This is a genomic window from Wolbachia endosymbiont (group B) of Philonthus cognatus (genome assembly GCF_947179345.1).
Lineage (GTDB): Bacteria > Pseudomonadota > Alphaproteobacteria > Rickettsiales > Anaplasmataceae > Wolbachia.
On the sequence record NZ_CAMXBG010000001.1, the window covers coordinates 263,999 to 275,993 of the forward strand.

The window sequence follows — 11,995 nt, forward strand, 5'->3', positions numbered from 1 at the left end:
TATGAAAAGAAACCTCATTAGTATACTTTGATAGGTGAGTATTACATATGATAATATTGATAACAAATGATGATGGTTTTGAAAGTGAAGGAATAAGACTACTTAAAGAAATTGCACACAATTTTGCATCGGAAGTATGGATAGTGGCGCCAGATGCTGATAGGAGTGGATCTGCAAGATCTCTTGATTACCCAGTGAAACAATCTATTAGAATAAACCAACATAGTGAAAGGGAGTTTAGTGTGTCTGGTACTCCCGCAGATTGTGTTATTATCGCGTTAAATAAAATTATGAATAAGAAACCAGACTTAATATTATCTGGAGTAAATATTGGATCAAATGTCGGAGATGATATTTGTTATTCAGGCACAATCGGTGCTGCAATGGAAGGTGCTGCAAGATCTATACCTTCTATTGCGCTGAGCCAAGTTTATCATGATAAAATAGACTGGAACAATACAAAAGTTTTTGCACCAAAGGTTATCAGCAAGCTAATGAAAGTTGGTTGGCCTAAAGATATAGTGATGAGTATAAATTTTCCTGCTACAGAAAAAGTGAAAGGGGTCGAATTTGCTGAACAAGGTGAATATAACATTGATGGTGATTTAACTTTTACTGAAAACTTAAATGGTTCTTTGAGCTTAAATTGGTCTCGGGAACACTCAGGCAGTGGTAGTGTAGATAAAATAAAAGGAGGTTTTATTACTATTACACCGATAAAATTAGATTTTACAGATTATGATATATTAAATGCTATGAAAAATTCTTGTGCAGAGGAATTTTCTTCTATAGCTAACACTCCTATTGCTTCTGATTAGATATTTTCTACGGTTTTATCGCGAGCAATCATTTTTTCTTCACCCGTGTCCATATTTTTAATTTTTAAAGTTTTACTGCTTAGCTCTTCATCACCAAAGATTAATACAACTTTTGCATTTGCTTGATTTGCTTTTTTCATTCGGGTTTTTAGAGTTCCACTATATTCGTAAATCACATATAAACCATTTCTGCGTAATTCACTTGCAAGTGTTATAGCATGTTCTTCAGCTTCTCCACCGATTGGAATTATATAAATAGGCCTCTCTTTTTTTTCAGCATAGTTGATTAATTCCATTATACGCTCAATCCCCCCTGCAAATCCTATTGCTGGAGTGTGTTTTCCACCTACTGAAGATACTAGATTATCGTATCTTCCACCGGCAAAAACTGCTCCTTGTGCACCTAAATCTTCTGTGACAAATTCAAATACTGTGTGACAATAATAGTCTAGACCTCGAACTAATTTGCTATTTACAGTGTAAGGTATGCCAAGAGCTTGGAGTCCATTTAACACCTGGTCAAAGAAATATGAAGATTCTTTTGTATAATAATCACTGATTTTTGGTGCGTCAGAGATTATTTCTTTATCTGTCTTATCCTTAGAGTCTAATATTCTGAGTGGGTTTTTAATCAATCTATTTTGACTATCTTCTGATAGGTCATTTTGAAACTTTTTTAAATACGATATCAAAGCTTCTCTATACTTACTTGTTGTTTCACTATCACCCAGAGAGTTAATTTCCAGCTTTACATTTTTATTGATGCCAAATTCAGTTAGTAAGTGCTGAGCGAGTGATATCAATTCAATATCAGCTTTTGGATCTTCTATGCCAAAAACCTCAAAATTTATCTGATGAAATTGCCTTTGTCTTCCCTTTTGCGGTCTTTCATAGCGAAATGCAGGCCCTATTGAAAATAATTTTATCGGCGTTTGCAGTTTTTTTTCAATGAGTAACCTAACAATAGCTGCAGTGAACTCAGGACGCAGAGTTATGCTCTTTCCCCCTTTATCATTAAAGGTGTACATCTCTTTAGTGATGATGTCTGAGCTATCACCTAAAGTCTTTGTGAAAACTTCCGTATATTCAAATATCGGAGTTTGAGCAGGCAAAAAGCCGTATAAACTTGAGATTCTATTTGCTGTTTGCTCTATGTATTTAGATTTATACCATTCATCAAACAGGAGATCTTTCGTTCCTCTAACTGTTTGATTAGTCATAGCATAGTCTCTATACCTGAAACTTCTGGTATGTGATAGCTTAGCATATTCTGCACTCCTTGCTTTAAAGTAATTGCAGCACTTGGGCATCCGGAGCAAGCTCCTTGTAACTCAACATAAACTATCCCGTCTTTATAGCCACGAAATTTGATATCACCACCATCTTGAGCAACTGCAGGTTTAATATAACTTTCCATCAATTCTTTTATTCTATTTACAATTTCTATATCATTTTCATTAAAGAATTCTTCCTCTAGCATTTTATTATCACTTACTCCTTCTTTATCAAATGCTTTTCCACCAGAAGTAAAGTGATCCATAATTGTAGTTAAAATTTCCACCTTTACTATATCCCAATTCATTCTATCTGATTTTGTTACCGAAATAAAATCATGACCAAAAAATACTCTTACAACATGTTCTATTTGAAAAAGATTTACTGCTAGTTTGGAGTTCTTTATTTCATCTGCATTTGAAAAATCAGCTGTTTCTCCTTCGCTCAGAATTTCAAAACCAGGAAGAAATTTCAGCGTGTTTGGGTTTGGTGTTTCTTCAATCTGGATAAACATGTTATTTACCATGACAATTATAATTGTTACTATTTAATCATAAAATGATAAAAAAATATACATGTCATTCATCTTCTTCCTTTTTTTGATATTCACAATAATCACGTTTGTTTTACCTAGCGTTGTTGTATTTTTTCTCTTTTTGGCAAAGAGAAATAACATAAGTTTTATGATGAACTCTATATTAAGTAAGTTTTTGAACGAATTTAACAGCAGTAAAAGTTACACCAAAAATTACACTGGTGATAATATGTCCAAAGATGAAGCATTAAAAATACTGGGGCTGAATTCCGAGGCAAGCCAAAATGAAATCAATAAGGCATACCAAAATTTAATGAAACTGGTCCATCCAGACAAGGGAGGCTCGGAATATTTTGCACAAAAGTTAAACGCAGCACGTGATAGATTGCTAAAGACCTAATTTTTAACTATTGTTTTCTCTGTAAATTTTACTTGTAAATACTAAATCATGTGATACAAAGCCAAGGGCGTTGTCTTATAGGAGGTATTTGATGCGAAAATACAGAATAGAAGAGTTAAGGAATAAATTGTTTATTGCTATAAACAAACTTGATTTTGAGAAAGTTAAAAGATGTGTTAGAAAGGCAAAGATTAAAGGTGTACAAAACGATATTATTAATGGTAAGCAATATGGCATGGCACCTATACATTTTGCTACTTACAGAGCTAACTCAAAGATATTGCAGTTTTTGATTAACAATGGTGCTCGTGTTAATGCTGTGAGTGATGCGTGCATTGTTCCTTCCGTATCCATTGTTGTAACATATGATATGGAGAAAGTTGTATTTGATTGTATTCACGGCAACACTAGCTTTCAAGGAATGCAAAATTTTACAGCTTTACACTTAGCACTTTATCAGTGTCGATTAGATATAGCAAAAGTTCTGCTTGATAATAATATTGATATTAATATTAGAAGTACAAATGGCAAAATAGCATTTGAGGTTATTCCAGGTTATGAAAGTCTTTGCAGTGATGGCTGTGACATAAAAAAAATATTCTTAGCTGTGTTAAGATTTCATAAAAATAATTGTACAGAACTATTACTTTCTGCTAGAATAAATACTAAGTTAGAATTAGAAGCTGGTGATACTCCAGATCCTGAACCAAGTAGTGCAGTAAAACCTTTTTCTTTTATTAATAGTATATTTAGTTGGGTAACCACTGCCACACTCAGCAGCTTATTCAGCAGTGCTCATGCTTTACCTTCTGCACAGCAATCTGTTGATCACTTCGCTGGTAGCCCAATTGGTTCTTCACAAGTTGATTTTAATTCAACAGCTCTACTAACTGATGTAATGATCAGAAAGTTCACAGAGAAAAAATACTCAAGGCCACTAGAAGATTCACTTCTCACAATACAAGAAATTAGAGAAAGAAGGCTTAACACTATAGAAAAAAACTTCGAGACAGCACTTAGTAAGTGTGAAAAACTTTATCAACATCCTGAAAGTTCATTAAGCAATTTAACGATACCTAAAGGTATGCATCAAAAGTCCCTCTAAATCAGTTAAAATAAGCACTCGAATTCGAGTGCTTATTTACAAAACTTATCCCTTATTTCCTTTTCTAAAGCATATTGCTTCTTATTAAGAGCAAAAAAATTTGAATAAGGAAGCTCAGCATGTCTTGTACGAAAGTTAAAGTGATAGATTGCTGAAGACCTAATTTTTAACTATTGAAATTTTTTCTCTGTAAATTTCACTTGCACATACTAAATTGTGTGATATAAAGCCGGGAACGTTGTCTTTTAGGAGGTATTTGATGGAAAGACAAGAAATAATTGAGAGCCTGAGAAAAAAATTATTTTCTGCTATAAACAGAGATGATTTTGAGAAAGTTAAAGAATATATTGAAGAGGCAGAACATAGACACATAAAAAATGAGATTTTGAATAATGAAAAATATAGTATGAAGCCTATGCATTCTGCTACTTACATAGGTAACTTAAAGGTATTGCAGTTTTTGTGTGACAGTGGTGCTGATGTTAATACTACTATTAGCAGTCGATATTTGAGTACTCCCTTACACATTGCTGCTATTAATGGCAAACTAGAAATAGCACAGTTTTTACTTGATCGTGATGCTAACATCAATGCTACAAATTATAAAGGCTTTACACCTTTGTACTTAGCATTTAACCATTGTCATTTAGATATGGTAAAACTCCTACTCTGTAGAGGTGCTGATGCTAGTATTCAAAGTCAGTACGGCAAAACAGCATTAGATGTTGTTGGAGGTTATAGAAAAGATAGATGTAATAGCAATAGTAAAATTCAAGAGATAGAATATGTATTGAGCAGTGCTACTGAAGATGATTGTGAAGCAAAATTAACTTCTATAAAAGCAGGTGTTAAGGTAGGGTTAGACGCTAATGACGCCACAGATTCTGTAAGTAGTGCAGCGAATCTTTCATTATTCCCTACCAAAGCAATCAAGATAGAATTGGAAGTTATTAATACCACAGACTTGGCAAGTAGAACAGTGAATTCTTCCTTCACTCTTATCAGAGAAAATTTTGAAGAAGTTAGCAGCACTGCAAGCAATGCAGTAAAACCTTCTTCTAATAGTATATTTAGTTGGATAACTACCACCATCAGTGGCTTATTCAGCAGCGCTCCTGCTTTACCTACTGTACAGCAATCTGTTGCACATTTAACTGGAAGTCCTATTGGTTCTTCACAAATTGATTGTAATGGAACAGTTCTGCTAACTTCTTTAGCAATAAGTAAGTTCACAAGAAAACAACATTTTAGGCCACTAGACGATTCACCTTTGACAGCAGAAAAAAATAAGGAAAGAGAACTTGACATTATAGAAAAAAAATTCGAGACGGCACTTAGTAATTGTGAAAAACTTTATCAATGTCCTCGGAGTTCATTAAGCAATTCAACAATATCTAAAGGTGTATGTCATCAAAAGTGCCTTTAAAACAAGCACTCAAATTTGAGTGCTTGTTTTTGTGAAATCTACTCTTTAAACTTAAACTTTTTATTGTTTATTAGCGTTAAATTGTTACAATACAATGAGTTAAGATGACAAAGCTTTAAGTTATGGAAGATGATAGCAAAAAAGAAATAATAGAAGAAAAAGGTATATTAGGTTGGATAGAGTATAGACTGCCTATATTTTCTTTTCTAAAACATACTGCTTCTTATCAAGTACCAAAAAATTTAAATTATGCTTGGAATTTTGGTTCTTTAGCTGGTATAGCGCTGATTTTACAAATAATAACAGGTATATTTCTTGCCATGCACTACACTCCGCATGTTGATCATGCATTTAATAGTGTGGAGCGTATAATGCGTGACGTAAGTTATGGATGGCTGATACGTTATACTCATGCTGTTGGGGCGTCGCTCTTCTTTATGGTGGTCTATGTTCATATCATGCGTGGATTATATTACGGATCTTATAAGAGACCGCGAGAAATGGTATGGTTTATTGGCATATTTATATTTTTTGCAATGATGGCAACTGCCTTTATGGGATATGTTCTTCCATGGGGACAAATGAGTTTTTGGGGTGCAACAGTTATAACTAATTTATTCTCGGCTATACCTTTAATTGGTGATAAAATAGTTATATGGCTATGGGGAAGTTTCTCTGTTGATAATCCAACGCTCAATCGTTTTTTTGCGCTGCATTATCTTATGCCTTTCATTATTATCGCTTTAGCTATGTTGCATGTTGTTGCTCTGCATAGGTTTGGCTCTAATAATCCAAGTGGAATAGAAGTCAGGTCAGATAAGGATACCATTCCTTTTTATCCTTACTATATAGCAAAGGACTCCATAACTTTTGGTTTATTTTTTATAATTTTATTTGCATTTGTTTTTTATGCCCCTAATTATCTTGGGCATCCTGATAATTATATAGAGGCTGATCCTATGGTAACTCCAGTACATATAGTGCCAGAGTGGTATTTCTTACCTTTTTATGCGATGCTGCGTTCAATTCCAAATAAACTTATTGGTGTACTTACCATGTTTGGATCTATTTTAGTGTGGTTTCTTTTGCCTTGGCTCGATAAATCAAAGGTTAAAAGTGGTTCCTACCGTCCATTATTTAAGAAATTTTTTTGGGTTTTTGCAATAAATTTTGCATTTCTTGCCTGGCTTGGGGGACAAGAAGTTAAGGAGCCTTACATTACTTTAAGTAGGCTTTCAACTCTTTATTATTTTTCATATTTTGTGATAATTTTACCTTTACTTAGTAAGTATGAGAAACCAAAAAAATTACCAAAAACAATAAGCGATTCCGTGCCGGAGATGAAGTGATGCTATTGGTTAAAGTTGCTGTGTTTTGTGTATTATTTTTCGCTAATTCTCTATCTGCAGAGGAGTTTAAACCTTTACCAAATAAGAAAATCGACTGGAGTTTTGATGGAATTACTGGATCTTTCGATAGAGAGTCAATTCAGCGTGGCTATAAAGTATACAAGGAAGTCTGTGCTGCTTGCCATTCAATGAATAGAATAGCGTTTCGTAATTTGCAAGATGTTGGTTTTTCTGAAGAGGATGTAAAACAAATTGCAGCCTCTTACCAAGTTAAAGATGGTCCGAATGATTTGGGTGAAATGTTTGATAGGCCGGGAGTGTCTTCGGATTATTTTATTGCACCTTTTGATACAAAAGAAGCAGCTGCAGCAAGCAACAATGGAGCAATTCCACCGGACTTATCATTAATTGTCAAAGCAAGACATGATGGTGCAAATTATGTCTATTCACTACTAATTGGTTATCAAAACGGTGAACATGATGAGAACGGTTTATATTTTAATCCATATTTTTCAACAGGCAGGTTAGCTATGGCACCACCATTATCTGAAGGAATGGTAGAATATGATGGTGCAAGGCAAGCTACAGTTGAAAGTATGTCATATGATGTGGTAAATTTCTTACAATGGGCAGCAGAGCCAGAAATGGAACGCCGACATAAACTTGGGTTAAAAATAGTGACATACTTTATAATTTTGACGGTGTTTTTTGTATTAACCAACAACAGGATTTGGAGCAGGCTCTATAAAAAGAAAAAATAGAGTTTTTTATGTTCATTCTTTCATACCTTATTTACACTAGCAAATGTATTGTATAGTAATAAATACATTATGAAAATATAAAGGTATGGAATTTCAAATAATTACACATTTTCAGCCAGCTGGAGATCAACCACAGGCAATAGACAACTTAGTTGCAGGGTTAAATAGTAATAAAAGAGATCAGGTTTTGCTTGGAGTTACTGGCTCTGGAAAAACCTTCACTATGGCAAATGTTATTGCAAGAACAAACAGGCCTGCATTAATTATGGCACATAATAAAACTTTAGCGGCGCAGCTTTACGAGGAGATGAGAGGATTTTTCCCTCACAATGCTGTTGGATACTTCATTTCTTATTATGATTATTATCAGCCTGAGGCTTATTCGCCACAAACAGACACTTATATTGAAAAAGACTCTTTAATAAATGAAAGAATTGATATGCTACGCTATTCTGCTATATGCTCTCTTTTGGAGCGTAGGGACACGATTGTAGTTGCGAGTGTTTCTTGTATATATGGTCTTGGTTCGCCTGAGAGCTATCTCAGCATGACCTTGACTTTAAGTGCTGGAGATAAGATTCATGTTAATGACTTTCTGAATAATTTAGTTAATCTCCAATATAAACGTTCTGATGTCAGATTTGAGCGAGGATATTTCAGAGTGCGCGGCGATATTATTGATATATTTCCTGCCTATTATGAAAATAAAGCTTGGCGTTTATCATTGTTTGGTGATGAAATAGAGGAAATTTCTGAGATTGATGCCATGAAGGGCAATATTATCAGACGCATAGATACAGTCACCATTTTTCCAAATAGCTATTACACTACATCACGTGAGACTCTTTTGCAAGCAGTTCAACTGATTAAAAAAGAACTACATGAACGCCTGGATTATTACTATTCACAGAACAAAATTGTTGAAGCAAAACGCCTTGAGCAGCGTACTAATTTTGATATTGAAATGATGATGGCAACGGGAGTGTGTAAAGGTATTGAAAATTATTCGCGTTATCTTTATGGAATGAAAGCCGGAGATCCACCGCCTACATTGTTTGAGTATTTACCTAAAGATGTAATTTTATTTGTTGATGAAAGCCATGTAACCGTTCCCCAGATAGGTGCAATGTATAGCGGTAATGAAGCACGTAAAAAGAAATTGATAGATTATGGTTTTAGGCTACCTTCTGCTTTTGATAACCGTCCATTAAAATTGGAAGAGTGGGAGGCAATACGGCCCCAGACTATTTACGTTTCGGCTACTCCAGGAAAATATGAGTTAGAAAAGACTAACCACGCATTCATAGAGCAAGTTATCCGCCCAACAGGACTGACAGATCCCATCTGCACCATAAAACCAACAGAGAGTCAGGTTGATGATGTGATTCACGAGGCGCAAGTAACAATAAAAAAAGGATTTTGTATTCTAATTACCACATTGACAAAAAAAATGGCTGAAAAGCTAGCTGAGCATATGAGTGAGCTCAGTATGAAAGTAACTTACCTACATTCAGATATTGGTGCACTGGAAAGAATTGAAATTATATGCAAATTAAGATCTAAAGAAATAGATGTTCTTGTTGGCGTTAACTTGTTGCGGGAAGGTCTTGATATTCCCGAGTGTGGGCTGGTTGCAATTTTAGATGCTGACAAAGAAGGGTTTTTACGATCAGAGACTTCGCTCATTCAAACGATAGGTCGTGCTGCACGCAATGTTGAAGGCAGAGTAATTTTATATGCAGACAAAATTACTAATTCTATGGATCGTGCACTGAAAGAAACTGAAAGGAGAAGAAAGAAACAGACAGAGCATAATACACTGAATAATATTGTACCAAAAACTATAATAAAGCCTATATCAAATACTTTACAGGAAAAAGTGGTAGTTGAGAATTTTAGTAAGAATGATCTAAATAGTTTGAAAAAGCAAATGTTGAAGCATGCTGAAAATTTAGAGTTTGAAGAGGCGGCAAAAATAAAAGGTATTATTGAAAAATTTAATAACAGACCCGTTACATAACTAGAAAAAAGATAAATAATTAATAGTTAAGCTGACTTTGATTTACCAAAGATTTGAAAAACTATTATCTAAGAACATATCTTGAAAGGACTTAAGTGGTTAAATATTAAAGAGTTCTTGAAGTAAGGAGAGCACACTCATACGTCAAGCAAACAACGTTTACCTAAAATTCTGTGACATTAGCAGCTTTCTTGGCCCGTTTTCAGTAAACAGTGATTTTGTAATTCTTCTATATATTAGAAAAATTTTTATTTTAATTAGCCATAGGCGCCTATTGTTTTTTAGCTAAAGTAAAGATCAAGTGTCTGGAATTCTGGACATAAAATCCCCCTATGTAAAAAAGATTAGAAAAAAGTGCAGCGCACATACAACAGATACGCACTAAAGAAGATACGCTACGCTTTTTGATTAAAAATTTGACTGAACAGTCTGCAGACAAAGATAGATTTTGAGCTCTTAAAATATCTCTAACTGTGATTATAATCAGATTTAAAATATATGGAAGCAATTTTTTACGTTAGCTATTTAATATTTTAAATTAGGCCTCTTGCATAACTATATTAAAGGTTAGCACCAGCAACTACTCCTCATTACATATTTTATCGCATTAATAATTGTTATGTTTTTGCTCTCCCTATTCTATTGCTCCTTGTGCAACATTTGGCCTTGTCACTTATATCACTTGTTACCCTCCTATTTCTTGCTTTATTCTTTTTTTTCCCTTTCAAGACAGGTTCTGAGTGGCAAAACATAGGTCCACTTTAATGTGTATTAAACAAGATTTTATAACTCTAATTGTCTTTGCTTGTGCTGTTCAACTGTGACATCAACCATTACATTCAATGGAAGATGATCTGAAGGGTATCTCTCTTGTTGGAATTATATCATCTTTACCCAGGCCTTTCACCGTACGCTGTATACTCCTTTATAACAGGGGATAAAAAGCAAAAATCTATTCTTTTTTTGAGATCATATACAGATTCTAACAATTAAAATCTCACAACAAATTTGTTGTTTCATAGCTTTTATATAATCTATAATTGCAACTGTTTTAACATTAATCAGAACCTAAAAGAGGCTTGTTATTAATGGATTACTTATAAAATCTTATGGAAAGTAGAGCTTGGTTCATTTGGCTGATTAGCAACTTAATTGTTATATTCAGCAATATGCAAATAATCTACACCTTTATAAGTGTGGATCTTGAAAAAGAACTTGGGATCACGATTGCGCAAGTTGCACTGGCTAATTCAGCATATACTTGGACTTTTGCTATCTCACAATTTTTTAGTGGGGCAATGTTTAATGTTTTTTCCAGCAAAAAAATTTATTTTTTCTCATTGTCAATCATGCTCTTTGGTTTTTTTGTCCTTATCAAGAGTGACAATTTTGCCCGTTTAATTTTATCTCAATTTTTGATCGCAATTGGAGCATCGTTTGGTTTTATTGGCGCTGCTCATGTAAGTAGCACATATTTTCCCCTTACTCAATTTGGACTGATGTTCTCACTAGTGCAGACAATTTCAAGTCTTTCTGCTTTGATGATTCAAATGTGCTTCTCTAGCTTGCTTGCCGAAGGTGCAGATTGGAAAAATCTTATTGTATGCGTAATATTATTTGGCGTATCGATATTTGTACTTATGTTTTTTTATCCGAAAGGACTTTCAAAAAAAAATTTGGGGGAATACACAATAAAGAGCTCTATAAAAACAGTAATATGTTCTGTACTAACAGTGCTAAAATTAAGAGATATCTGGATAACCTCAATAGTGGGTGCTATTACTTTTGGAACATTTTTAGCGCTTAATATGCTGTGGGCACCAAGGTTACTAAGCAACTTAGAACTCAATACAATGGAGTTAGGTGTGGCAACTGCAATATTGTGGCTTGGTCTTGCAGTTGGTGCTCCAATTGCAGATCTAATCTCAAATCTATTTAAAAATAGAAGGCACGTAATCTCTGCTTTTGCCACATTGCAAAGTATTTCAGCTATTATTTTACTATGCGGTAATTTAACAGTTCATATTATATACTTTTGTATGTTAATGTTTGGTTTTTTTGCAGGAGGACATATGCTTAATTTTACTGTTGGTAGTGAGATTGTTGAGCAGAAGTATATTAGCACATCATCATCCATTATCAATGGATTTATGTTTGTTATGAGTGGAATTTTAGTGTCAATTTTAGCACTTTTTTCAGATCATCAAATGGCGCTTTTCACAATATTTGCAATGTTAACATTTGCTAGTATTTTTAATTATGCTACAAAAGAAACATACTATAAAAATATAGTAGCTGAATCTTGA

10 protein-coding genes are annotated in these 11,995 nt (G+C 33.9%); 8 read left to right on the top strand and 2 right to left on the bottom strand.

Annotation, left to right across the window (positions count from 1 at the left end; all coding sequences use genetic code 11):
• Positions 1–47: 47 nt before the first annotated feature.
• Entirely contained in the window at positions 48–818 is a 771-nt protein-coding gene (gene surE, locus ONG78_RS01205; RefSeq protein WP_264375117.1) for a 5'/3'-nucleotidase SurE, read from the top strand.
• Here surE and hisS read toward each other — a convergent pair.
• Both hisS and ONG78_RS01215 read right to left on the bottom strand, forming a co-directional pair.
• Positions 815–2,038 (bottom strand): histidine--tRNA ligase, encoded by a 1,224-nt coding sequence (hisS, locus tag ONG78_RS01210; protein WP_264377490.1) that lies wholly within the window; start codon positions 2,036–2,038, stop codon positions 815–817. The genes surE and hisS overlap by 4 nt on opposite strands.
• Complete coding sequence (locus tag ONG78_RS01215; RefSeq protein WP_006015115.1) at positions 2,035–2,607, bottom strand: NifU family protein; 573 nt, start codon at positions 2,605–2,607, stop codon at positions 2,035–2,037. Before ONG78_RS01215 ends, hisS begins: the two co-directional genes overlap by 4 nt.
• A gap of 169 nt (positions 2,608–2,776) precedes the next feature.
• Here ONG78_RS01215 and ONG78_RS01220 point away from each other — a divergent pair, with 169 nt between their 5' ends.
• The 7 genes from ONG78_RS01220 to ONG78_RS01250 all read left to right on the top strand — a co-directional run bounded on the left by ONG78_RS01220 (position 2,777) and on the right by ONG78_RS01250 (position 11,995).
• Complete coding sequence (locus ONG78_RS01220; protein ID WP_236607909.1) at positions 2,777–3,028, top strand: DnaJ domain-containing protein; 252 nt, start codon at positions 2,777–2,779, stop codon at positions 3,026–3,028.
• Positions 3,029–3,119: 91 nt separating this feature from the next.
• Positions 3,120–4,133, top strand: coding sequence for an ankyrin repeat domain-containing protein (locus ONG78_RS01225; RefSeq protein WP_264375119.1), 1,014 nt, complete (start codon positions 3,120–3,122; stop codon positions 4,131–4,133).
• Between the two features lie 259 nt (positions 4,134–4,392).
• Positions 4,393–5,559 (top strand): ankyrin repeat domain-containing protein, encoded by a 1,167-nt coding sequence (locus ONG78_RS01230; RefSeq protein ID WP_264377491.1) that lies wholly within the window; start codon positions 4,393–4,395, stop codon positions 5,557–5,559.
• A 122-nt stretch (positions 5,560–5,681) separates the two neighbouring features.
• Complete coding sequence (locus ONG78_RS01235) at positions 5,682–6,908, top strand: cytochrome b (protein WP_264375121.1); 1,227 nt, start codon at positions 5,682–5,684, stop codon at positions 6,906–6,908.
• The gene (locus ONG78_RS01240; protein ID WP_264375122.1) at positions 6,908–7,669 is read left to right on the top strand and encodes a cytochrome c1; all 762 of its coding nucleotides are present in this window, start codon (positions 6,908–6,910) and stop codon (positions 7,667–7,669) included. The genes ONG78_RS01235 and ONG78_RS01240 overlap by 1 nt, the downstream gene beginning before the upstream one ends.
• A gap of 85 nt (positions 7,670–7,754) precedes the next feature.
• The gene (uvrB, locus tag ONG78_RS01245) at positions 7,755–9,689 is read left to right on the top strand and encodes an excinuclease ABC subunit UvrB (RefSeq protein ID WP_264377492.1); all 1,935 of its coding nucleotides are present in this window, start codon (positions 7,755–7,757) and stop codon (positions 9,687–9,689) included.
• A gap of 1,109 nt (positions 9,690–10,798) precedes the next feature.
• Positions 10,799–11,995: an MFS transporter gene (locus ONG78_RS01250; protein ID WP_264377493.1), complete on the top strand. Its 1,197-nt coding sequence runs from the start codon at positions 10,799–10,801 to the stop codon at positions 11,993–11,995.

What these genes read in the sequence shown, in the direction of transcription:
- surE (WP_264375117.1), top strand. Translation starts at nt 48, where the DNA reads ATGATAATATTGATAACAAATGATGATGGTTTTGAAAGTGAAGGAATA.
- hisS (WP_264377490.1), bottom strand. Translation starts at nt 2,038, where the DNA reads ATGACTAATCAAACAGTTAGAGGAACGAAAGATCTCCTGTTTGATGAA.
- ONG78_RS01215 (WP_006015115.1), bottom strand. Translation starts at nt 2,607, where the DNA reads ATGTTTATCCAGATTGAAGAAACACCAAACCCAAACACGCTGAAATTT.
- ONG78_RS01220 (WP_236607909.1), top strand. Translation starts at nt 2,777, where the DNA reads ATGATGAACTCTATATTAAGTAAGTTTTTGAACGAATTTAACAGCAGT.
- ONG78_RS01225 (WP_264375119.1), top strand. Translation starts at nt 3,120, where the DNA reads ATGCGAAAATACAGAATAGAAGAGTTAAGGAATAAATTGTTTATTGCT.
- ONG78_RS01230 (WP_264377491.1), top strand. Translation starts at nt 4,393, where the DNA reads ATGGAAAGACAAGAAATAATTGAGAGCCTGAGAAAAAAATTATTTTCT.
- ONG78_RS01235 (WP_264375121.1), top strand. Translation starts at nt 5,682, where the DNA reads ATGGAAGATGATAGCAAAAAAGAAATAATAGAAGAAAAAGGTATATTA.
- ONG78_RS01240 (WP_264375122.1), top strand. Translation starts at nt 6,908, where the DNA reads ATGCTATTGGTTAAAGTTGCTGTGTTTTGTGTATTATTTTTCGCTAAT.
- uvrB (WP_264377492.1), top strand. Translation starts at nt 7,755, where the DNA reads ATGGAATTTCAAATAATTACACATTTTCAGCCAGCTGGAGATCAACCA.
- ONG78_RS01250 (WP_264377493.1), top strand. Translation starts at nt 10,799, where the DNA reads ATGGAAAGTAGAGCTTGGTTCATTTGGCTGATTAGCAACTTAATTGTT.